At 60.5% G+C, this 23,834-nt stretch carries 16 protein-coding genes; 8 read left to right on the top strand and 8 right to left on the bottom strand.

Annotation, left to right across the window (positions count from 1 at the left end; genetic code table 11):
- The first annotated feature begins 230 nt into the window (after positions 1-230).
- The 3 genes from AX760_RS22545 to AX760_RS22535 all read left to right on the top strand — a co-directional run bounded on the left by AX760_RS22545 (position 231) and on the right by AX760_RS22535 (position 3,294).
- Complete coding sequence (locus AX760_RS22545; protein ID WP_071835384.1) at positions 231-1,265, top strand: aspartate-semialdehyde dehydrogenase; 1,035 nt, start codon at positions 231-233, stop codon at positions 1,263-1,265.
- A 224-nt stretch (positions 1,266-1,489) separates the two neighbouring features.
- Entirely contained in the window at positions 1,490-2,311 is an 822-nt protein-coding gene (locus tag AX760_RS22540; protein ID WP_071835259.1) for a lytic murein transglycosylase, read from the top strand.
- Between the two features lie 20 nt (positions 2,312-2,331).
- Positions 2,332-3,294, top strand: a complete 963-nt coding sequence (locus tag AX760_RS22535; protein WP_071835258.1) for a DMT family transporter — start codon at positions 2,332-2,334, stop codon at positions 3,292-3,294.
- Between the two features lie 27 nt (positions 3,295-3,321).
- Here AX760_RS22535 and AX760_RS22530 read toward each other — a convergent pair whose 3' ends face one another.
- Together AX760_RS22530 and pdxY are read right to left on the bottom strand one after the other, a co-directional pair.
- A complete protein-coding gene (locus AX760_RS22530; RefSeq protein ID WP_071835257.1) occupies positions 3,322-3,960 on the bottom strand; it encodes a carbonic anhydrase in 639 nt (212 codons plus the stop codon).
- 234 nt (positions 3,961-4,194) lie between these two features.
- The gene (gene pdxY, locus AX760_RS22525; protein WP_071835256.1) at positions 4,195-5,073 is read right to left on the bottom strand and encodes a pyridoxal kinase PdxY; all 879 of its coding nucleotides are present in this window, start codon (positions 5,071-5,073) and stop codon (positions 4,195-4,197) included.
- 262 nt (positions 5,074-5,335) lie between these two features.
- Between pdxY and AX760_RS22520 the strand changes: the two genes are divergently transcribed.
- A complete protein-coding gene (locus AX760_RS22520) occupies positions 5,336-10,123 on the top strand; it encodes an NAD-glutamate dehydrogenase (RefSeq protein WP_071835255.1) in 4,788 nt (1,595 codons plus the stop codon).
- 140 nt (positions 10,124-10,263) lie between these two features.
- Positions 10,264-11,649: an MFS transporter gene (locus AX760_RS22515; RefSeq protein ID WP_083531294.1), complete on the top strand. Its 1,386-nt coding sequence runs from the start codon at positions 10,264-10,266 to the stop codon at positions 11,647-11,649.
- A gap of 90 nt (positions 11,650-11,739) precedes the next feature.
- On the opposite strand, the gene purH is transcribed toward AX760_RS22515, so the two are convergent.
- The 4 genes from purH to htpX all read right to left on the bottom strand — a co-directional run bounded on the left by purH (position 11,740) and on the right by htpX (position 17,745).
- Complete coding sequence (gene purH / locus AX760_RS22510) at positions 11,740-13,350, bottom strand: bifunctional phosphoribosylaminoimidazolecarboxamide formyltransferase/IMP cyclohydrolase (RefSeq protein WP_071835253.1); 1,611 nt, start codon at positions 13,348-13,350, stop codon at positions 11,740-11,742.
- A gap of 114 nt (positions 13,351-13,464) precedes the next feature.
- The gene (locus tag AX760_RS22505; protein ID WP_071835252.1) at positions 13,465-15,150 is read right to left on the bottom strand and encodes a heparinase II/III family protein; all 1,686 of its coding nucleotides are present in this window, start codon (positions 15,148-15,150) and stop codon (positions 13,465-13,467) included.
- Positions 15,151-15,373: 223 nt separating this feature from the next.
- Entirely contained in the window at positions 15,374-16,789 is a 1,416-nt protein-coding gene (locus tag AX760_RS22500) for an RsmB/NOP family class I SAM-dependent RNA methyltransferase (RefSeq protein ID WP_083531293.1), read from the bottom strand.
- The gene (htpX, locus tag AX760_RS22495; RefSeq protein ID WP_071835251.1) at positions 16,786-17,745 is read right to left on the bottom strand and encodes a zinc metalloprotease HtpX; all 960 of its coding nucleotides are present in this window, start codon (positions 17,743-17,745) and stop codon (positions 16,786-16,788) included. The genes AX760_RS22500 and htpX overlap by 4 nt, the downstream gene beginning before the upstream one ends.
- Positions 17,746-17,880: 135 nt before the next feature.
- On the opposite strand from htpX, the gene AX760_RS22490 reads away from it, so the two are divergent.
- Entirely contained in the window at positions 17,881-18,081 is a 201-nt protein-coding gene (locus AX760_RS22490) for a DUF1674 domain-containing protein (protein WP_071835250.1), read from the top strand.
- Between the two features lie 48 nt (positions 18,082-18,129).
- Positions 18,130-18,603, top strand: a complete 474-nt coding sequence (locus AX760_RS22485; RefSeq protein ID WP_071835382.1) for a thermonuclease family protein — start codon at positions 18,130-18,132, stop codon at positions 18,601-18,603.
- 155 nt (positions 18,604-18,758) lie between these two features.
- On the opposite strand, the gene acs is transcribed toward AX760_RS22485, so the two are convergent.
- Positions 18,759-20,711 (bottom strand): acetate--CoA ligase, encoded by a 1,953-nt coding sequence (acs, locus tag AX760_RS22480; RefSeq protein ID WP_071835249.1) that lies wholly within the window; start codon positions 20,709-20,711, stop codon positions 18,759-18,761.
- Positions 20,712-20,945: 234 nt separating this feature from the next.
- On the opposite strand from acs, the gene AX760_RS22475 reads away from it, so the two are divergent.
- The gene (locus tag AX760_RS22475; protein ID WP_071835248.1) at positions 20,946-21,644 is read left to right on the top strand and encodes a DUF1013 domain-containing protein; all 699 of its coding nucleotides are present in this window, start codon (positions 20,946-20,948) and stop codon (positions 21,642-21,644) included.
- Between the two features lie 96 nt (positions 21,645-21,740).
- Here AX760_RS22475 and AX760_RS22470 read toward each other — a convergent pair whose 3' ends face one another.
- Positions 21,741-23,663, bottom strand: a complete 1,923-nt coding sequence (locus AX760_RS22470; RefSeq protein WP_071835247.1) for a propionyl-CoA synthetase — start codon at positions 23,661-23,663, stop codon at positions 21,741-21,743.
- Positions 23,664-23,834: the final 171 nt, after the last annotated feature.

The following is a 23,834-nucleotide window of genomic DNA, read 5'->3' as shown; positions in this document are numbered from 1 at the left end:
GCACCGTTTTGGTTTTGCCATCGCTGCGCTGATCGCCCCGGCATTTGTTGCCGGGCAGGGTCGCTATTTCCCGAATTTTTCCAAAACAACGGCCAAAACGACGACGAAAACCGTCTGACGTCTCTGGTCCGCCGCTCTCTCCCCGGTCTGGCCGGGGACATGAAGCCCGCGCCGTTGGCCGGCGGGTTTCTCCCCAGCCCCGCGGAGAGATGAAGAAAGAGAGCAAGACAATGGGTTTCAAGATTGCCGTTGCAGGCGCGACCGGGAATGTCGGACGCGAAATGCTGAACATCCTCGAGGAACGCGGCTTTCCGGTCGATGAAGTCGTGGCGCTGGCCTCGGCCCGCAGCCAGGGCACAGAAGTTTCCTTCGGCGACAAGACGCTGAAGGTGAAGAACCTCGAAAACTACGACTTCTCCGACACGGATATCTGCCTGATGTCGGCCGGCGGCGCCGTATCGTTAAAGTGGTCACCGAAGATCGCCGCGCAGGGCTGCGTCGTCATCGACAACTCCTCGGCCTGGCGCTACGATCAGGACGTGCCGCTGATCGTTCCGGAAGTGAACCCCGACGCGATCGCCATGTTCACCCGCCGCAACATCATTGCTAATCCCAATTGCTCGACGGCGCAGCTCGTCGTGGCGCTGAAGCCGCTGCATGATTTCGCCAAGATCAAGCGCGTCGTCGTCTCGACCTACCAGTCGGTGTCCGGCGCCGGCAAGGACGGCATGGACGAACTCTTCAACCAGACGCGCGCCGTTTTCGTCGCCGATCCCATGGAGAGCAAGAAGTTCACCAAGCGCATCGCCTTCAACGTCATTCCGCATATCGATAGCTTCATGGAAGATGGCTATACGAAGGAAGAATGGAAGGTTCTGGCCGAAACCAAGAAGATGCTAGACCCGAAGATCAAGGTGACCTGCACGGCCGTGCGCGTACCGGTTTTCATCGGCCATTCGGAATCGGTCAATATCGAATTCGAAAACGAAATTACCGCCGATCAGGCCCGCGACATCCTGCGCGAAGCCCCGGGCTGCCTCGTCGTCGACAAGCATGAAAACGGCGGCTACATGACGCCTTACGAATGCGCCGGCGAAGATGCGACCTACATTTCCCGCATCCGCGAGGACGCGACCGTCGAGAACGGCCTGAATATCTGGGTGGTTTCCGACAACCTGCGCAAGGGTGCAGCCCTGAACGCCATCCAGATTGCCGAGCTTCTCGTCAATCGCGGCCTGATCACCGCAAAGAAAAAGGCGGCCTGATCAGGAATTATAAAGTTTTAACCAATAAAAGCCCCGCATGCTTCGTTACACACGAACTGCGGGGCTTGCTTGATTTCAGGGCGAACGACACGAGAAACGGTATTTTAGGCGAGGATTCACGTGAAACATGTGAATGCGCGTGATACCGGGCGCATCGTGACAGGCACTGAAAAGACTGGCATCCTGCAATACTCTTTCAGATTCTGGCGATCACGAGGTTTTTCATGCACAAGGCAAAGTGCGCACTGGCAGGTTTCACGGCTCTACTGGCGTCGATCGCCATGCCTTCTCTGGCGACGGCTGCACAATGCGGCAACACTGCAAGCGGCTTCGATGCCTGGGTGCAGGACTTCAAGCAGGAGGCCGCCGGCAACGGCATCAATCCTTCTGTGCTCGACAAGGCCTTCGCGAATGTTTCCTATGCCAAGGCCACCATTCGGGCGGACCGCGGCCAGAAGAGCTTCAAGCTCTCGCTGAACCAGTTCATGCAGAAGCGGGGCGGGGCGGCGATCATTTCGCGCGGCAAGAAGATGAAGGCGCAGAACGCGGGGCTGCTGAAGTCGATCGAAAGCCGCTACGGTGTGCCGCCGGGTCCGCTTCTGGCGATCTGGGGCATGGAAACCGGCTTTGGCGGCTTCCTCGGCAAGGAACACACGCTGTCGGCTGTTGCGACGCTGGCCTATGACTGCCGCCGCTCGGGCTTCTTCACCGAACAACTTTATGCAGCGCTCAAACTCGTGCAGCGCGGCGATCTCAGCCCGACGGCACGCGGTGCGGCCCATGGCGAAATCGGCCAGACGCAGTTCCTGCCGGCCAACGTCCTGAAATACGGTGTCGATGGCGACGGCAATGGCCACGTCGACATGGTTCGCTCGAAGGCGGATGCACTGACCTCGACGGCCAACTTCCTGCGCGGTCACGGCTGGAGTGCCGGCGGCGGCTATCAGCCCGGACAGGCCAATTTCGGTGCGATCCAGGGTTGGAACGCAGCCAGCGTCTACCAGCAGGCGATCGCCATCATCGGCGCCGAAATCGACGGCGGCTGAGCCGACAAGGGCTTATTCGCATGACCCGCATGTCGTCTTCGGCCAACGGAATCGCTGTCGCGTTTCTCGCCTATGCCGTCTATGCCTTCAGCGACGCATCGATCAAGGCCTTGAACGATGCGCTACCGGCCTATGAGGTCGCCTTTATCGGCGCCGTGCTCGGTTTTGCGGCCGTGCCGTTCCTGAAATCCGCAGACGATCGCTGGACGGACCTCGTGCGGACATCCAACCGCGGCCTCTGGCTGCTGCGCTTTGCCGCCGGCGCGATCGGGTCCATCGCCTCCATCGTCGCCTTTACCAAATTGCCGATGGCGGAAGCCTTTTCGCTTCTTTTCCTGTTGCCTTCCTTTGTGACCATTCTTTCGGTCGTCTTCCTCAAGGAAGACGTACGCTGGCAGCGCTGGGCCGCCGTCATCCTCGGCTTTATCGGCGTTCTCGTGGTCTTGCGGCCCGGCTTCCGGGAGCTTTCAGTCGGCCATCTGGCCGCCGCCGTGGGTGGCGTCGCCGGCGCAATCGCGATCGTCATCGTGCGTGCCATGGGTCCGGGGGAGAAACGCCTGTCACTCTACGGATCGGTCCTGCTCGGAACCCTGATCGTCAGTGGTGCGCTGATGCTGTCCAGTTTCACGCCGCCAACGCCGATGGAATGGCTGTTCCTGGCAAGTTACGGCCTGCTCGGCGCGCTCGGCAACGTGCTTCTGATGAATGCCGCGCGGATGGTGCCGGCCAATCTCGTCGCACCGCCGCAATACAGCCAGATGATCTGGGCGATCCTGTTCGGTTATCTCTTTTTCGACGACACGATCGACCTGCCCATGGCAGCGGGCATCGCGCTCATCGTTCTCTCCGGGCTCTTGACGCTGGCACGCGAACGCAAGCGCGGAACGCCCTTGCCAACATCGGTGGTTTCGGCAGACAGCCAGGCTTCGCTGGCAACTGCGCCAGATGTAACCGACCCGATGCTGCCACGCGAAAACGCATAGGATCGGGCAGTGTTTACGCCGCCCTTGTCATAGACCCGGTCGCAGGAAATCGCCGGTGGCTGGATCCATCACCCAGAGTTCCCCGGTGGAAATATCGAACCAGGCGCCATGCAGCCGGATCTTGCTGCGACCTTCAAGAATGCTGACGCAGGGAAATGTCCTGAGATTGGCGATCGAATTTCGGATCGAAACGCGCTCCAGGGCGCGCTGGCGTTCGGCAGGGGTGAGGATATTGTTGCTCTGGATCTGCTCGGCGGCGGGCTTGAGCAGGTTCATCCATTTGCCGATGAAGTCACCCGGAGACAGCGGTTCCGAATCGAGATCGAGGGCAGCCTTGATGCCACCACAGCGACCATGGCCCATAACCACGATATCGCTGACGCGCAGGGACTGGACGGCAAATTCGAGGGCGGCGGACGTCGAATGATACTGTCCGTCCGGCTCATAGGGCGGGACCATATTGGCAACGTTGCGGACGACAAAAAGCTCGCCGGGACCACTGTCAAAAACCGTTTCCGGGGCGGCGCGCGAGTCACAACAGGCAATGATCAGCGTTTTGGGCTTCTGTCCCGATTCCGCCAGAACCTTGTAGCGCTGCTGCTGCTCGTTGAAACGGCCCGTCATGAAATTACGATAGCCGTTGAGCAAATGATCCGGAAAACTCATATTCCTCGATTACCCCGCATGTTGAGGATGGGCGACCTGCGCACCCGCTCCTGTCTATCGCCTTTTACAGTGCAGTGCATTCAAATTCAAAGCCTGCCGCATCGCCTTCAGAGCAAAGCTGACGGCTGTCGCGATTCGCCGCAAACCTGGCGCCACGGGCGCCGCAGCACCACAATGATGCTGCATGGTGGCGCTTCCCATCGATTCCAAATTCGGGAATTGTTCCGTTGACGCCTATCGGCGCCGGACCTGCCCGGGATGCATCAGGCGTCGCATCTGCACCATCGCCATCGGCGTCGACAGGCTGGAAACATCCTGCTCGAGCGTCAACTCATCGGCACCGCGGCGCGCCGTGCGGGCGATCACCTCGAAGACGCTGGCCGTGGCCATCTGCAGGGCCCGCTCCTCGCTAAGGCCTTCGAGAATCCGGGCAAGGAAAACGGCGGCGAGCAGATCGCCGGTTCCTTTCGGTGGATTTTCGATCAGCCTGTGCTCTGCCAGAAGAGCATGGTTTCCGGTCAGATAGAGATTGCCGGTCCCGCCCGCCATCATGGCCACCGCAGAGGTGACCAGCATGCGCGGCGGACCGAGCGACAGCGCCGCTTCCAGAACCGCCGTATTGGTTTCCAGCGGCGCACCGCCACACAGCCAGGCAAGCTCGAAACGGTTGGGCGTTGCCAGGCTGGCAAGCGGCAGGAGACGATCGCGGATGCCGACAGCGGTCGCCTCAGGCACGTAAAGACCGCCCTCATCGCCGATCACCGGATCGCAGGCATAGAAAAACCCGGAATTGCGCTGCTTTAGCGCCTCAACCAGACGAGCGACACCCTCCACCTGATGCGGGGCACCGAGATAGCCTGACAGCACCGCCTTGACCTCGCCGATCCAGGGCGAGGCGATGAGATCATCGATCATACGGGAAAAATCATCCGCGCCGATGGTGACGCGCGTCGAAGGACCATGCCCCGGATGCCAGGGAAGAATGACCGTCGGCAGCGCCCAGACCGGATAGCCGAGGCTTTCCAGTGCAAAGACCGCGGCGCGATTTCCAATTGTTCCCCGCACGACATGGCTGGAAATGACGATGACGGCGCCGGCTGCAGTCTCGGACATGGGCACTTTCCAATCGTTGCACGCTCCCTGATCGCCGACCGTCGTACCCCTGTCAACTGTGTCTGCGAAAGCAACGCTGACGGGAACAGGTACAATATCAGTCGAATTGACCTTTCCCGTCCAAAACCGGAGAAATCTGTTTGTCTTTTTCAAAATGTAATGAAATCTGCGGCGATTTTCGAACCAAACGGAACAGAAATCCATCGCCATGCACCATTCTTCTGATAGATTCCGGCGATCGTGATTAGGGGGAGACACTGTCGTGGGCACCAAACACAACCCGAAACGGGACAAGCATTTCGAAGCGGTGAATGAGGCAGCGAAATCCTTGGGCCTGGAAATCGTTTCCCCCGAAATCCTGTTCGGAAGGGCAAGCAGCGATGACCTCGACGCCTATACCCCCGAAATGCTGGCTCTGACGGCCGCTCATGCGCAGAACACGCTTGCGCAGCCCCGCGACGATCGCCCCGTGATCAGCGTCAAAACCATCGAAGGCGTCGCACCGGCCGGCGATGACGTCTCCGTACTGTCCATCACCGACCGCAACATGCCGTTTCTGTATGATTCGGTGATGGGTGAAGTAACGAGCACCCACAGGGACATTCATCTGGCCATCCACCCGATCGTCGTCGTCGAGGATGGAAAGCCGGCAAGGCTTTTCGATCCCGAGGAGAAGAGCGATCCGGCAGACCGGTTCAGCCATATCCAGATCCATCTGTCCAAGCTTTCCGAGAGCGATGCACAATCGCTGACGGAACGCGTTGCCACCGTGCTGGAACAAGTGCATCAGGCCGTCGGCGACTGGAACCAGATGACGGTTCTGCTCGACCATGCGATGCACGAACTGGAAAGCCAAGGCTCCGCGCGCAAGAAGAACGATCGGGACGAGGCGCTGGCCTTCCTGCGCTGGCTGCGCGCCAACAATTTCACCTTTCTCGGCATGCGCGAATACACCTATTCCGGCAAAGGCGAGAATGCCACGGTAGAGCGGGGCGACGGGCGAGGGCTCGGCATCCTGTCCAATCCCGACATGCGCGTTCTGCGGCAGGGCAAGGACGCCGTGATGACCACGCCGGAAATCCTTGCCTTCCTGAACGGGCCGGATTTCCTGATCGTCACCAAGGCGAACGTGAAATCCATCATCCATCGCCGCGCCTACATGGATTACATCGGCGTCAAGCGCTTCGATGCGGCCGGAAACGTGACCGGCGAGTTGCGGATCGTCGGGCTGTTCACATCGACTGCCTATACCCGCCCTGCATCAGAAATTCCGCTGCTGCGCTTCAAGGTGGAAAAGATCGTCGATCGGTTCGGCTACGATCCGCAGAGCCATTCCGGCAAGATGCTGATGAACACGCTGGAATCCTATCCGCGGGACGATCTCTTCCAGATCGACGTCAGCCTTCTCGCCAGCTTCTGCGAGCAGATCAACGAACTGGGCGACCGGCCGCGCATCCGGGTGCTGCCGCGCATCGACCATTTCGACCGTTTCGTCTCCGTCATTGTCTATGTGCCGCGTGAACAGTATGATTCCGATATTCGCGAAAAGATCGGTACCTATCTGAAGACCGTGTATGACGGCCGCGTCTCAGCCTATTACCCGGCTTTTCCGGAAGGCGGCCTCACCCGCGTACACTTCATCATCGGTCGTTCCAACGGCAAGACACCACGCATTGCCCAGGCGCGGCTGGAAGAGGCTGTGCGCGACATTGTCACCCGGTGGAGTGATCGCTTCAGGCTTTTGTCGGCTCATGACGATGTCGCGATCAGCGTTGGCGAGGCCTACCAGGCGGCATTCACCCCGGCCGAAGCCTATAGAGACCTGCCGGCAATTGCCGCCTGCGTTGCCGAAGACCCGATCCGGATTTCCTTCTACCAGAAGCGCAGCAAGCTGGCGGACGCGCTGGAACTGAAGATTTTCCATGCCGGCGAGCCGGTCTCGCTGTCGCGTCGCGTGCCGCTTCTTGAAAACCTCGGCTTCCGGGTGATCAGCGAGCAGACCCATGACATCAGCGTGAAGACGCCTTCGAGCGATCAACGGCTTGTCGTCCTGCACGATATGGAACTGATCCACCGAGACGGCAAGGTGTTTGATCTTGCCAAGGCCGGACCGTTGATCGAGGAGGCTTTTCTCGCCGCCTGGAACGGAACGATCGAGGACGACGCTTTCAACCGGCTTATCCTGCTTACCGGCCTGAACGCCCGCGAGGTGACGGTTCTGCGCGCCTATGCGCGCTATCTGCGCCAGGCCGGCATTACCTATTCGCAAGGCTATATCGCCGATACACTGAACAAATATCCTGAGATTGCAGCCGAGATCGTCAGGCTGTTCGTGACGCGCATGGATCCGGCGTTAGAGGAAAAGCCGCGGGCGAAACGCCTGCAGGCGCTGCTCGGCGGCATCGAGGATGCACTCGCCAATGTGCCGAGCCTCGACGAGGACCAGATCCTGCGCCGCTACGTCAATGCCGTGCAATCGACGCTGCGGACCAATTATTTCCAGCGCACCGCCGAGGGCAACCCGCCGGCGCTGATTGCCGTCAAGCTCGACCCGAAGCAGCTGGAAGGCTTGCCGGAACCCAGACCTTTCCGCGAGATCTTCGTCTACGGCACCGAGGTCGAGGGCGTGCACCTGCGCTTCGGCAAGGTGGCGCGTGGCGGCCTGCGCTGGTCGGACAGGGCTCAGGACTACCGCACCGAGGTGCTGGGCCTGGTCAAGGCGCAGCAGGTCAAGAACGCAGTCATCGTGCCTGTCGGCGCAAAGGGTGGCTTCTATCCGAAGCAACTGCCGCTCGGCGGCACGCGCGACGAAATCTTCAAGGCCGGTACCGAGGCCTACAAGACCTATATCCGCACACTTTTGTCGATCACCGACAATATTGTCGGTGCGGACGTGGTGCCGCCTGAAAACACGCTGCGGCTCGATGGCGATGATCCCTATTTCGTCGTCGCCGCCGACAAGGGCACGGCGACCTTCTCAGACACGGCCAACGGCCTGGCGCAGGACGCCGGCTTCTGGCTCGACGACGCCTTCGCATCCGGCGGCTCGGTCGGCTATGACCACAAGAAGATGGGCATCACCGCGCGCGGCGCCTGGGAAACCGTCAAGCGACATTTCCGCGAGATGGACATCGACATCCAGACAACGCCCTTCACCGTTGCCGGTGTCGGCGACATGTCGGGCGACGTCTTCGGCAATGGCATGCTGTTGTCAGAAAAAATCCGCCTGATCGCCGCCTTTGATCACCGCGACATATTCATCGATCCTGATCCGGATATCGAACGATCCTTTGCCGAGCGTAAGCGCATGTTCGCTCTGCCGCGCTCCTCCTGGCAGGACTATGACCGGGCGACGATTTCCAAGGGCGGGATGATCATTCCGCGCTCCGAAAAATCGGTCAAGCTGACGCCGGAGGCAATGGCGGCGATCGGCATCGACAAGAGCCAGGCGACACCGTTCGAGATCATGACGGCAATCCTCAAACACCCGGTTGACCTGCTCTGGTTTGGCGGTATCGGAACCTACATCCGCGCCGCCAGCGAAAGCGATGCCGAAGTCGGTGACCGCGCCAATGATCCGATCCGCATCGCTGCGGATGACGTTGGCGCCAGGGTCATTGGCGAGGGCGCCAATCTCGGCGTCACGCAGAAGGGCCGCATTGCCTTTGCGCTGAAGGGCGGACGCTGCAATTCCGACGCCATCGACAATTCGGCTGGTGTCAATTCTTCCGACGTCGAGGTCAATATCAAGATCGCGCTCGCCTCGGCCATGCGCGACAGCCGCCTGACGCGCGCCAAACGCAACACGCTGCTTGCCTCGATGACCGACGAAGTCGCCGGCCTCGTGCTGCGCAACAATTATGAACAATCGCTGGCGATCTCGCTCACCGAAATGCAGGGCCCGGCCAACCGCACACCGCTGGCGCGGCTGATGACACGGCTGGAGGCAGACGGACAGCTCAACCGCAAGGTCGAAACATTGCCCAACGATCAGGTGATGAGCGAACGCTACCAGTCCGGGCGCGCCCTGACCCGCCCGGAAATCGGCGTGCTTCTGTCCTATTCCAAGCTGGTCCTGTTCGAGGAACTCGTGCAGAGCGATCTGCCCGACGACCCCTATTTCCTGACGACACTGCGCAATTATTTCCCCGTCAAGATGCACAAGGCGCATGAACAGGACATTGAGGGCCACCGGTTGCACCGGGAAATCATCGCCACCGTCCTGACCAACGACACCATCAACCGCGGCGGTCCGGCTTTTGTCAGCACGTTGATGGACCAGACGGGCTTCATGCCAGCCGACGTCGTCAAGGCGTCGATCCTCGCCCGCGACGGCTACGACCTGCCGCGGATCTATGCCGAAATCGATGCCCTCGATACCGTGGTCAGCGGCACGGTGCAGAACGCACTCTATCAGGAAGCGGGGCGGATTTTCGCGATCGTCACGGAACGCGCCCTGCGCACCCGCGCGATCTCGGGCCCGCTCGAGGCTGCTGTCGACAAGCTGCGGCAGGCGCTGCAAAAATTGCGGCCCGGCATGCACGCCTCGATTCCCGAGGATGCCGCCACCGAAGCCCGGCAGAAGTCCGCCGCGTTTGTCGAACGCGGTGTGCCGCAAGCCTTGGCCGACGAGATCGCAGATCTGTTCATGATGACCCTGGTGCCGGAAATCATGCAGATTTCTGCGGAGACAGGGGTAACGCTCGCCCGAACCGCGCTCAGCTATTTCGGCGTGACGCAAAGCCTGCGCATCGCGCGCTTGCTTGCTGCAGCAGACCGCGTGTCGGCCACCGAGCAATATGAGGCCATGGCGCTGTCGCGCAGCATCGGCGACATCGCCAATGCCAGGCGCGATATCACCATTGCGGCGCTTGCCGACAAAAAGAGCGAGAAGAACCCGATACAGGCATGGCACGACAGCGATCGGGACCGGATCTCGCGGATCAGCGAGCAACTGAACCAGCTCGTTGAAACCGGGGAAACGACGCTGGCCAAGATCACCGTCGCCGCAGGCCTCCTCAGCGATCTTGCACAGAACAGGACGAGATGACACAGTCCTTCGCTGTCGGGACGCATCGCGGTGCGCTCCGGCGAGGTTGCGCCTGTACGAACGGAATTTCTCCCTGTTCATGAGCCGGGTTGAAACGTCGCAGGACGATGCGTCGGACGAGGGAGAGGCTTTTGCAGAGCATGACGACGGAACACGCCAGCCCACGGCCAAAGGTCTCAAAAGCCGGCTTGGGTGGCTGGATGCTGTTCGATTGGGCGGCCCAGCCGTTTTTTACGGTGATCGTCACCTTCATCTTCGGGCCCTATTTCGTTTCCCGGCTCACGGATGATCCGGCCTATGGCCAGGCGATGTGGGGCTATACGCTGACAATCTCCGGCATCATCATCGCCATCATGTCGCCGGTTCTCGGTTCGATTGCCGATGCCACCGGTCCGCGCAAGCCCTGGATCGCGTTCTTCGCGGTGATCAAGATCGCCTCGCTGGCCGGGCTCTGGTTTGCGGTGCCCGGCTCGTCGATGCTCTACCCGCTGGTCTTCATCATTCTGGCCTCTGTCGCTGCAGAATTTTCGATCGTTTTCAACGATTCAATGATGCCGCGTCTGGTCGCAGAAAAAGAGATTGGTCGAATTTCGAACATCGCCTGGGGCCTCGGCTATCTCGGTGGCATGATTGTCCTGATCATCGTCGTCGCCCTGCTGGCAGCAAACCCGGAATCCGGCAAAACAATCCTCGGCATTCCGCCACTGTTCGGGCTCGACCCTGCAACCGGGGCCGACGCCCGGGTGACCGGCCCGATTTCGGCGGCCTGGTATTTTCTCTTCATCCTGCCCATGTTCTTTTTCACGCCCGATGCGACAAGGGGAACCTTGCCGGCGGGAAAGGCTGTGCGGGCAGGGCTGAGAGAGCTGAAGGAGACACTAGGCACCCTGCGCCACCGCGGCGGCATCCTGCGCTTCCTGGTGGCGCGCATGATCTTCCAGGATGGCGTCAACGGGCTGCTGGCCCTTGGCGGAACATTTGCAGCCGGCATGTTCGCCTGGCAAACGGTCGAGCTTGGCGTCTACGGCATCATCCTCAACATTGTCGCCATCGGTGGCTGCCTCTATGCCAGCCGGCTTGATGCGAAACTCGGCTCCAAGCGGATCGTGGTCATGAGCCTCGTCTGCCTTGTCGTGGCGACGGTTGGTATCGTTTCCACCGGCCCAGGCTTTACGCTGTTTGGCCTTTTACCCTTGTCGACCGCTGATTCCGGCGGCTTGTTCGGCACGGCGGCGGAAAAAGCCTACATCATTTTCGGTCTTCTGGTCGGTCTCGCTTTCGGACCGGTGCAGGCCTCTTCCCGATCTTACATGGCGCGCAGCGTCAGTCCGGATGAGGCCGGGCGCTATTTCGGGCTCTATGCCCTGTCCGGCCGGGCAACCTCGTTCCTTGCCCCCGCATCGGTGGCGACCATCACGCTTGCCACCGGATCGGCGCGCATCGGCATGATGGCGCTCATCGCCTTTTTGGGTGTCGGGCTGCTGATCCTGCTCAAGACCCCTTATCCGGCAAATCGGCCGACCTAGACGCGGTCCGTACCCAGCACCCCCATTCGGCAATCCCGGAGCGAGGTTGTGGTGGCAGAAGGGCCGCGGCAGACGCGGCCCTCTATCCGATCAATGCTTGAAATGGCGCATGCCAGTGAAGACCATGGCGATACCAGCGTCATCAGCCGCCTTGATGACCTCCTCATCACGCATCGAGCCGCCTGGCTGGATGACCGAGGTGGCGCCGGCGGCAATCATCGACAGAAGACCATCCGCGAACGGCAGGAAAGCTTCCGAAGCAACTGCCGACCCTTGCGTCAGCGGCGCCGGAAGGCCGAGTGCCCGCGCGGCTTCCTCTGCCTTCAGCCCGGCAATACGGGCTGAATCAACCCGGCTCATCTGGCCGGCACCGATGCCCACGGTCTGTCCATCCTTGGCATAGACCACAGCGTTGGACTTGACGTGCTTTGCCACCTTGAAGGCAAACTTCATGTCTTCCAGTTCCTGAGCGGTCGGTGTGCGCTTTGTCACCACCTTCAGCTCGAGATCCTCGACCATGCCGTTGTCGCGGGTTTGCACGAGCAGGCCGCCGGACACGGTCTTTGCCGTCAATCCCGGCACGCGCGGATCGGGCAGGGCGCCAGTCACGAGCAGGCGTAGGTTCGGTTTTTTCGCAATGATCGCTTTTGCAGCTTCATCGACATCCGGCGCGATGATCACCTCGGTGAACAGCTTGACGATCTCCGTAGCTGTTGCCGCATCCAGCGTGCGGTTCAGCGCAATGATGCCACCAAAGGCAGAGGTGGAATCGCAGGCGAGCGCACGATTATAGGCTTCGAGCAACGTCGATCCAGTCGCAACACCGCAGGGATTGGCATGCTTGATGATGGCGCAGGCCGGGGCGTTTTCCGGAAGGAACTCCGCAACCAGCTCGAAAGCCGCGTCCGTATCATTGATATTGTTGTAGGAAAGCTGCTTGCCCTGCAGCAAGGTCGCCGTCGCGACGCCGGGGCGGTTTTCGCCGGTGACATAGAAGGCCGCCTTCTGGTGCGGGTTCTCGCCATAACGCATTTCTTCCTTGAGAACGCCGCCGATCGTACGGTGGCGCGGCATCGGCGTATCCAGCACCTCTGCAAACCATCCTGCAATCGCCGTGTCATAGGCGGCCGTTCGGGCATAGGCCTTTGCTGCCATCGTCTGGCGGAAAGTCAGCGTTGTGGCGCCCTTTTCCATTTCATTCAGCAAGGGCGCGTAATCGGACGGATCGGTAACGATCGTCACATAGGCATGGTTCTTGGCCGATGCGCGGATCATCGCAGGGCCGCCGATGTCGATATTCTCAACCGTCGTCGGATAGTCGCCACCCTTGGCGCGAACGTCCTCGAACGGATAGAGATTGATGACGGCCAGATCGATGCCGGTAATACCATGGTCCCGCATCGCCGCAAGATGATCCGCATCGTCGCGGATGGCGAGCAGGCCGCCATGCACGCCGGGGTGAAGGGTCTTGACGCGGCCATCCATCACCTCGGGGAAGCCTGTCAGTTCCGATACGTCACGGACGGGAAGACCGGCTTCCGACAGCGTCTTGTGCGTGCCGCCGGTCGACACCAGGCGCACGCCCTTTTCATGGAGCGCGCGGGCGAGATCGACAATGCCGGTCTTGTCGGACACGGACAGAAGCGCTGTTGCGATCGTCACCTGATCCGGCGCGGGAATTTTCTTGGAGGAAACAGCCATCTTGCCAAGCTCCTTGGGCAGCGCCGGTCAATGGGGGAGACCCGGCCTATTTGAGGCTGCCGTTAGCACAGCTTTACCCCGGAAGAAACCGGCGAAAGCGCCAAAGGGCCGATGTCAGCTTTCGTGCGACATAATCCACTGGATTTCCGGATGTGTTGCCGCCGCAAAGGTGATGGTGAGCTGCGAGGATTTGCGCACGCCGGAGGGATCGGCGAAAAACACGTCCTCTTCGACCTCGACCGCGACATCACGGCAGGAAAACAGCCAGGTCTCCCCATCCGGCGCCGTCAGGTAGACCTCCTGGGCATTGTTCTTGCGGATGGTGATGGCAGGATGAATGTGAAACCGCGCAACAGCAACCGCCGTGTTGCTGGGCTGCGGCTCCTGCCCATCGGGCTGGAACAGACGGTCGCGCCCCCGCACGATTGTGCCCTTGGCATTGATGCCGATATCGCGCTCATGCACCAGGCCGAATGCCTCGACATATCCGTCATGACTGGCGATCACTGCCTCAAGATGACCAGCATCCTCCGTGCGACGCAGCGTGACTTTCGATGCACCCCCCGTAACGATCGGCCCGAGGAAACGCGACTGCGACAAACGACAGGACGAACGATCGTTGATGGTCACGGTCGAATGCGCCGCCGTCATGCGCGCCATCTGGCGGAACCGTTCGCCGGCAAACTTGGGCGATCCGGAATTGATGATGAAACGATAGCGTCCAGAGGACATTTCGAAGGACAGACAGCCGGCATGGGAATTGCGCGACAGAGCGACGGACAGCGGCGTACCGGTATCGATGATGACGATGGCGGTACCGGCCGCCAGACGCTGGTAACCGAGATGCGGCAGCGCCTTGAACGGCGCACCGGCTGTCTCGTCATACCGCAGAACCGACATCAACTCATTGGCAAGCGTCGAAGTGGCGCCGTTGAACAGGGCGAGTTCGCCGCCCTGATGACGAAAGAAACGCAGCGCGGGGTACATCCGGTCGATACAGGGGATCAGCCGGGCGGGCAGATCATGCCCGAGATTGACATAGGTCTGGCGCAGCGGCAGCAAATCCAGCAAAAGCTCCAGTCCAAGCCTCGGATTTCTCGAGCAATGACCGCCGTCGGGCAGGATCTGCCGATCCAGCTCCGCGTCGAGATTGCGTGCTGCCTTGCGGATGGAAGAGGGCGAGGCTGGCATCGAGACCGAGGCGATGGCGAGCGCGATGCGGACGCGCAGGCGTGCTTCACCATCATGGGTGGTGTCGGCCACATGCTTGAGATAGCGGACCTGGAAGGCGAGGCTTTTCAGGAATCGTCGATAGAATGCATGTTCGGCATTGCGCAGCACGATCGGCGAATGGGACATCCACGCAATCAGCCGCTGGGCGATGATATCGGCTTCCCACGACAGGCCGCCGATAACACGGCCATGGCTGCCGATCCATTCGTTGAAGAGCTGGCGAATCCGGGTAAAGGCCTCGTCTTCATTGATCGAACGCATATGGCGCAGCCAGCTGAAGGAATGCAGGCGGACACCGAATTCACGCGACGGAAGATCGAGTTCGAACGGCGATTCACCATCCGTATCAAGTACGCGGCCGGCCAGGGGAAAGCGGCCATCGACGATTTCCTGCGCGACAAAGGGGTCTATCGCCCGCAGATCTGTGGGTGCAACGATCAGCCGGTCGGGCGTGGTGCCGGCAAAACGGAAGGCGGAATTCCGGCCCAAGGCAAGGCGATGCGAGAATCGGCGCCAGCCCTCACGCATATACAGATAGAGAAGCCTTTGCCTGTCGGAAATCTGCATTGACGCCCGTGTATCCCCCACTCCTGGAACGGCCCTTTCGGACTCGCGGACCAAAAATTCCCGCATGACCGCCGTTGAAAGCCGCTTGAAACACGATGGTGCCAGAAAAGTCATTAAACTTTTATGGGTTACACCCATATTGATAGGCCAAAGGCGCGACGCGCGTCAATTGACACGCGCCCTTGTCGGGAAACACCCCACCGTAATTTTGGAGATGCGGAATTCAGGCCTTGCGGCGCAGAACCACCGCATAAAAGCCGTCCAGCCCCCCTGAGAAGCCCTCGGATACCGGGATCATCGCAGGCGTCGTGCGGAATTCGCCAAGCGGGTTGATGGCATCTTCCAGGCCCGGCCACTGTGCCGGATCGACAGCGACGCGTTCACAGCCGCCATCGGCCAGAACACGCGCGGTGACGTCCTCGCCTTCGCGGGGATCCAGCGAACAGTTCGAGAAGACGACAAGACCGTCCGGTTTGACCAAGGTCAGTGCGTGGCGCAGCAGTTTCTCCTGAAGCAAGGCCAGCTTCTCGATATCTGCCGGGCCCTTGGTCCAGAGCACATCCGGATGGCGGCGAATCGTTCCGGTCGAAGAACAGGGCGCGTCCAGCAAGGCGGCGTCGAAGAGCGTCTCCGCCTGGAAATCCGCCATGTTGATTTCCTGCGTCACCGCATCGAGACCGAGACGGGCAAGGTTGCCCTTCAGACGCTTCAGGCGGCTGGAGGACTGATCGAGCGCCGTGACGTCGGCACCCGCTAGAATAAGCTGGGCTGTCTTGCCGCCGGGTGCGGCGCAGAGATCGACGACCCGCTGTCCTTCGAGCCTGCCAAAAAGCTGGGCCGGCAGGGCGGCCGCCGCGTCCTGCACCCACCATTCGCCCTCCGCAAAACCGTCTAGCGAGGGGACGCCGCCCGAGAAACTGGCAAGGCGCACCGAGCCCGTGGGCAGCAGGCGACCATTCAAACGACGCGCCCAGCCTTCAGGATCGGATTTCACCGTCAGGTCGATCGCAGCTGGCGTCAGCAATGCTTCAGCGATCCGATGGGCGTGATCTGCCCCGTAGGACTGCACGAGACGCTGGTAAAACCAGGAGGGAATAGCGGGAAGGCTCTGGCCGATGCCCGCAAGCAGCGCATCCTTCTCGCGCGACAGGCGGCGTAGCACGGCATTGACGAGGCTGGCGAAGCGTCGGTTGCGTGGATCGGTCTGGGCCTGCTCGACCGCAAGATCGACAGCGGAATGATCGGGAATATCGAGATAGAGGATCTGTGCAGCGGCCACGACCAGCACATGATCGAGCGCACGCGCGCCTTCCGGCAGCGGTGTCTGCAGCAGCGAGCCGATCATCGCCTCAATGCGCGGCAACTGGCGGAGCGCCGAATTGAGGATGGCGCGAACAAGGCCGCGGTCGGCATCGTTAAGCTCGCGATAGACCGGATTGCCATTTTCCGCATCCAGCATGCCGTCCAGCGAGGTCTTGCGGTCAACCACGGCGGCGAGCATTTTTGCGGCAGCCTGCCGGGCCTTCAGGCCCGGCTTGTCGCTGCGTTCAAAACCGCCGCTCTCTGGCGAACCGCTTGAGCGCACGGGTTTGCGATTTCGTTTCGGAGAAGAATCGTTTCTGTTTTCGTCGGACGTCAAGACCAGGGACCTTTCGGTGGTTCGGAACCACCGCGACCCCAGCCGGTTGATGGAACGGAGCGCGATTTGCGCACGGGATTATCAGCCCTGACGGGCGGCGTCGAGACCGACTGCATCTCGCGGGCCAGTTCCTGCAGGGCGGCGATGCGATTTTCCGTGGCTGGATGGGTGGAAAACAGATTGTCCATGCGTTCGCCGGATAGCGGATTGATGATGAACATATGCGCGGTCGCCGGATTTCGCTCAGCCTGGTTGTTGGGGATTTGGTGCGATGCGCCGGCAATCTTCTGCAACGCCGAGGCCAGAGCCAGCGGTTTGCCGCAGATTTCGGCGCCACGGCGATCGGCCGAATATTCCCGCGTCCGGCTGATCGCCATCTGGACGATCATGGCAGCAAGCGGTGCGACGATCATCGCCGCCAGCGTGCCAATGACACCAAGCGGATTGTTGTTTTCCCGGTTGCCGCCGAAGAAGAAGGCAAAGTTGCCCAGCATTGAGATGGCACCAGCGAGCGTTGCCGTCAGCGTCATGGTCAGGGTATCGCGGTTCTGCACATGGGCAAGCTCGTGCGCCATGACGCCGGCGACCTCATCATACGACAAAGCATGCAGAAGGCCCGTGGAAGCAGCGACCGCGGCATTTTCAGGATTTCGTCCGGTGGCAAAGGCATTGGGCTGCGGGCTGTCGATGACAAAGACGCGCGGCATGGGCAGGCCGGCATTTTTCGCCAGATCCTGAACAATGCCATAGTATTCAGGCGCAGAGCGCGCATCGACCTCCTGCGCATTGTACATGCGCAGAACCATTTTGTCGGAATTCCAGTAGGAAAAGAAATTCATGCCCGCTGCAACCAGAAGCGCGATCATCATTCCGGCCCTGCCGCCGATGAGGAAACCGACGGCCATGAACAATGCTGTCATGAAAGCCAGCAGCATGGCGGTGCGAACAAGATTCATAAAGGTCTCCCTGAAACGGCCTCTGGTTTCACGTGAATCATTCTTCCGTTTGCACGGAAGTTTCCTATATGATGGGGAGAGCTGACCCATTCTTCAATATTTCCCGGAAACCCCGTCTCGAATTTGAGCGCTTCCATGCAAAACGACAATGACAATCAGGTGCCAGCACCTGAAAAGGTTCTTTCCCCAGCGGCCCAGCGGGCCTTGAAAGAGGCGGAAGTGCGCCGCCAGGCCAGAAAGGATGCCGAACCGCCCGTTGAGCATGGCGGTCGCGGCGGCGCTGATCCATCTCGCTTCGGTGATTGGGAAATCAACGGCCGCGCCATCGACTTCTAAGAAAAAATTCCTGTTGTCTTTCGCAGAATGTCGGAATATATTCCTTTCATGGAATCGCTGTCCCGCCCCCTTTTGTTTGCTCTGCTGCTGCCGCTCCTTACGGCTGGGACGATCAGACCCGCCATCGCTTTCGACAGAGGGGCTATGATCGACGGACCGGTGCGGGCCAGCATTATCAAGATCATCGACGGCGACACCCTGCTGGTGGCGGCAAAACCCTGGCCGCAGCAGACGATGGAAGTCTACGTGCGACTGCGGGGCATCGATGCGCCCGAAACGAAATCCGATTGCGCCTCGACACGGGCGGCCGGCGAGCAGGCCAAGGCTGCGCTTGTGGCGATGCTGGGCGGACAATCCGAGATAAAGCTCCTGCATATTGCCGGCGACAAGTATTTCGGACGGGTGCTGGCTGATATCGCGCTGATTGACGGACGGAATCCGGCTCAGGAGCTGCTGTCGGCCGGGTATGTCAGCGAATACAAGGGTGGCAAGAAACGGACGGCGGTCTGTTCGTTCTGGTAAATCGCTTTTTCAAACCGCCTACACCGGCTGGCTGACGTCAATGAAGCAGCAGCCCAGGTCGCGGAGAGGGCGATGACCCGGCATCAGCCGGGCCACATTCCTTTTCCAGTCACCGGAGCGACTGCGCCTTTAGACACGCTTTGGTAGCTGACGAATCAGCCCTTTTTGTTCTGCCGGTTGGCGATCAGGTCATCGACGACAGCAGGGTCGGCGAGTGTCGACGTATCGCCAAGGGCGCCGAAATCATCTTCGGCGATCTTGCGCAGGATGCGACGCATGATCTTGCCGGAGCGGGTTTTTGGCAGGCCGGGCGAAAACTGGATTTTGTCCGGAGCGGCGATCGCGCCGATTTCCTTGCGGACATGGGTGACGAGCTCCTTGCGCAGCTCGTCGGAGCCGGTTTCACCCGCCATCAGCGTGACGTAGCAATAGATGCCCTGACCCTTGATGTCGTGCGGATAACCGACGACCGCCGCCTCGGCGACACTGTCATGGCTGACCAGTGCGGATTCCACCTCGGCAGTACCCATGCGATGACCGGAAACATTCAGCACGTCGTCAACGCGACCCGTGATCCAGTAATAGCCATCCTTGTCACGACGGCAGCCGTCACCGGTGAAATACTTGCCCTTATAGGTGGCGAAATAGGTCTGGATGAAACGCTCGTGATCGCCATAGACCGTGCGCATCTGCCCCGGCCAGCTGTCGGTAATGCAAAGATTGCCGTCTGCAGCCCCCTCGAGAACATTGCCCTCATTGTCGACAAGCTGTGGCTGGACACCGAAGAAAGGCAGTGTGGCGGAGCCGGGCTTCAGCGCCGTTGCGCCCGGCAGTGGGCTGATCAGGATACCGCCGGTCTCGGTCTGCCACCAGGTGTCGACCACCGGGCAGCGATCCTCGCCGACGATATGATAATACCATTCCCAGGCTTCCGGATTGATCGGCTCGCCGACCGAGCCGAGCGTGCGCAGCGACTTGCGCGATGCCCGGGTGACAAACTGGTCACCCTGGCCCATAAGCGCGCGGATGGCCGTCGGCGCCGTATAGAAGATGTTGACCTGATGCTTGTCGACCACATCCCAGAGCCGTCCGGCATCCGGATAGGTCGGAACGCCCTCGAACATCAGCGTCGTCGCGCCATTGGCGAGCGGACCGTAGACGATGTAGGAATGGCCCGTGACCCAGCCGACATCGGCTGTGCACCAGTAAATATCGCCATCATGATAGTCGAAGACATATTGATGGGTCATCGAGGCATAGACCAAGTAGCCGCCCGTTGTGTGCAGCACGCCCTTCGGCTTGCCGGTCGAGCCTGACGTGTAGAGGATGAACAGCGGATCTTCGGCTTTCATCTTTGCTGCCGGACAATCGGCTTTAACGCCGGTGACGGCCTGATGATACCAGATGTCGCGCTCGGCAAACCAGTTGACCTTGCCCCCGGTGCGCCTGACGACCAGCACCGATTTGACATCGACACCGCCGCGCTTGGCGATCTCGATCGCCCGGTCCGTATTGGCTTTCAACGGGATCGGCTTGCCGCCGCGCAGGCCCTCATCGGCAGTAATGACGAAAGTAGACGAACAATCGACGATGCGCCCAGCCAGCGCATCGGGTGAAAAGCCGCCGAAGACGATCGAATGTACCGCGCCGATGCGGGCGCAGGCGAGCATGGCATAGGCTGCCTCCGGGATCATCGGCATGTAGATGGTGACACGATCGCCCTTTTTGACGCCGTTTGCCTTCAGCACATTGGCGAGGCGGCATACATGCTCGTAAAGCTCGCGATAGGTGATCTTCTTGTCATCATAGGGATTATCGCCTTCCCAGATGATCGCCACCTGATCGCCGCGCTTTTCCAGATGTCGGTCGATACAATTGGTGGAGACATTGGTGACACCATCCTCGAACCACTTGATTGAAACCTTGCCCTCAAAGGAGGTGTTCTTGACCTTGGTATAGGGGGTGAACCAGTCGATGCGCTTGCCATGTTCGCCCCAGAACGCTTCCGGATCGGCGACGCTCTGCTTGTACCATTTCTGGTAGGTGGCGGTGTCGATCAGGGCACGCTTCTTGGCATCCTTGAGAACGGGATAGGTTTTGGCAGACATGACGATCTCCTCCTGCGCAGACTGGCGGGACAGCACAACTCCCCGTGCCTTGCCCCTCTTGGGGGCCATTCATATCAGGTCAAGACATGGCGTCCATTAGACAAAAGGTCATTTGTGGGAGATGAATTGCAATTCTGCGACGACGCAGGTATAGAGGCGCTAATTTCCCGGAAATTGAGTGGTTACACCCCACGGCCCGCGACACCGGCGCGGACGGACAGAAGGACTATATGCATGGCTCAACAACTGCTTATGCCCAAAGCGACGGCCGTCTGGCTTGTTGACAACACCGCGCTGTCGTTCGAACAGATCGCCACGTTCTGCAAGCTGCACCCGCTGGAAGTGAAGGCGATTGCCGACGGCGAGGCGTCCCAGGGCATCAAGGGTCTCGACCCGATCGGCACCGGCCAGTTGTCGCGCGACGAAATCGCCCGCGCCGAAGGCAACCCGAACCACAAGCTGAAACTGTCGGAGCCGAAAGTTCGCGTTCCTGACAGCAAGCGCAAGGGCCCGCGCTACACGCCGGTCTCCAAGCGCCAGGATCGCCCGAACGCCATTCTCTGGCTGGTGCGCAACCATTCGGAACTCAAGGACGCCCAGATCTCGCGTCTCGTCGGCACGACCAAGTCGACGATCGAGCAGATCCGCGAGCGCACGCACTGGAACTCGACCAACCTGACGCCGATGGACCCTGTGACGCTCGGCCTCTGCACGCAGATCGATCTCGACCTTGAAGTCGAACGCGCTGCCAAGGGACGGCCGCTGCCGACCGCCGCCGAACTCGGCGCGACCTTGGCCGCCTCGCAGGAAACCGAAAAGTTGCCTTTCAACTATGAGCGCGAGGAAGAAAAGGAAATCGACGCAGACGCGGTTTTCGCCAAGCTCAAGTCGCTCAAGTCCGACCGCAAGGACGACGAAGACGATACCTACTGATCGGCTTTCTCAAGCCAGACCAAGGCCCGGGCCAGCCATTGCGCTGACCCGGGCTTTTTTTATTTGCTCGGTCCGATAGAAAGAAACACCGGCCGGTCAGTTTCCAGGTGTCCGGCGCGCAAATCCCCGATCGTGCAGAACAGCACCGATCTCGTCGAGAATGAGCGGATCGTCGATGGTCGCTGGCATTTTCCAGTCGAGCCCATCGGCAATCTTCTGCATCGTGCCGCGCAGGATCTTGCCCGAGCGGGTCTTCGGCAGGCGCTTGATGCACATGACGGTCTTGAAAGCGGCCACCGGGCCGATCCTGTTGCGCACGAGTGCCACCACCTCGCGCTCGATATCGGCTGTTTCACGGGAAACATTGGCATTGAGAACAAGGAAGCCAGCCGGCACCTGGCCCTTGATCGCATCCTTTATGCCGATAACCGCACATTCGGCGACATCCGGATGGCTGGCACAGATTTCCTCCATCGACCCCGTTGACAGCCTGTGCCCGGCGACATTGATGATATCATCCGTGCGGGCCATGATGAAGATATAACCATCATCGTCGATATAGCCTGCATCCGCCGTCTTGTAGTGATCCGGAAACTCCTCGAGGCACCCGCTGCGGAACCTGTTGTCGGCATTCCAGAATGTCGGCAGGCAACCGGGCGGCAATGGCAGACCGATCACCACATTGCCCAGCGTGCCCGCTGTGACAGGATGGCCTCCATCATCGAGAATCCGGACATCATAGCCGGGCAAGGGCACCGTTGCAGAGCCATGCTTGACGGCCAGCAGGCCGAGGCCGCGCGGATTTCCGGCAATCGGCCAACCCGTTTCCGTCTGCCACCAGTGATCGATCACCGGGACCTTCAGCACAGTCTCGGCCCAGTCAAGCGTATCCGGATCGGCGCGCTCGCCGGCCAGAAACAGCACCCGGAGAGACGAGAGATCATGGTCCTCGATCAGGCCCGCCTGCGGATCTTCCTTGCGGATGGCGCGAAACGCGGTTGGCGCCGTAAACAAGGCCGTGACGCCATGCTGCGCGATCACCCGCCAGAAAGCGCCGGCATCCGGTGTTCCGATGGGCTTGCCTTCATAGAGCACAGTCGTGTTGCCGTTGAGCAGCGGTCCGTAGACGATATAGGAGTGGCCAACCACCCAGCCGATATCAGAGGCCGTCCAGAAGACGTCTCCGGGCTTCAACCCGTAGAAATGCTGCATCGACCACAGCAAGGCCACCATATGGCCGCCGGTATCGCGAACAACGCCCTTGGGCTGGCCCGTCGTCCCTGATGTGTAGAGAATGTAGAGCGGATCGGTCGCCTCCATGGGAACACACGGCGTGCCGACGTCGGCGACCATCGCGCGCTCGACTTCATCACGATAGTCCATATCGCGGCCGGCCTGAAGATCGGCCCGACATTGCGGGCGCTGGAATACCAGGCAATGGTCCGGCTTGTGATGGGCCATGTCGATCGCCGCATCGAGCAGGGGCTTATAGGCGACGATCCGCGCCGTCTCGATGCCGCAACTGGCGGAAACGATCAGGCGAGGCGTGCAATCGTCGATCCTTGTTGCGAGTTCATTTGCGGCAAAACCACCGAAAACGACGGAGTGCACGGCACCAATGCGCGATGCGGCCAGCATGGCGGCAATAGCCTGCGGCACCATCGGCATATAAATGATGACCCTGTCACCCCTGGTCACGCCGAGTTCGAGATAGACGCTGGCCAGCGCCTGCACCTCGGCCAGCATTTGTGCATAGGTCCAGTGCTCAACGGTGCCGGTGACGGGGCTGTCATAGATCAGGGCCACCTGATCGCCCCGCCCGGCCAGGACATGCCGATCGATGCAGTTGTAGCAGGTATTGGTTTGCGCGCCGACAAACCAGCGGCCATAGACGCCTTCGGCTGCGTCAAAGGTCGTGTCGGCAGGCGTGAACCAGTCGACCGCCGTCGCGGCCTCCGCCCAGAACGCCTGCGGATCCTGTTTCCACGCTTCATAGACAGCCGCATAGCTGCTCGCCATTGCCGTCACCTCCCATCAATACCCACCGGCGAAAGCCGGCCTCCTGAATGGGACAATAGAAGATGGACGATGGATCGAGAAGCCCGACCAATGGACTGGATTATCCCTTGGTCGAAGCCGGTCTCAACCTGCGATCCTGCCGCAGATTGTCTCCCTAAAGCGTGCCTGGCG

The sequence above is a fragment of the Pararhizobium antarcticum genome (assembly GCF_001885585.1).
GTDB lineage: Bacteria > Pseudomonadota > Alphaproteobacteria > Rhizobiales > Rhizobiaceae > Pararhizobium > Pararhizobium antarcticum.
This window is presented reverse-complemented; position numbering and strand designations above follow the sequence as displayed.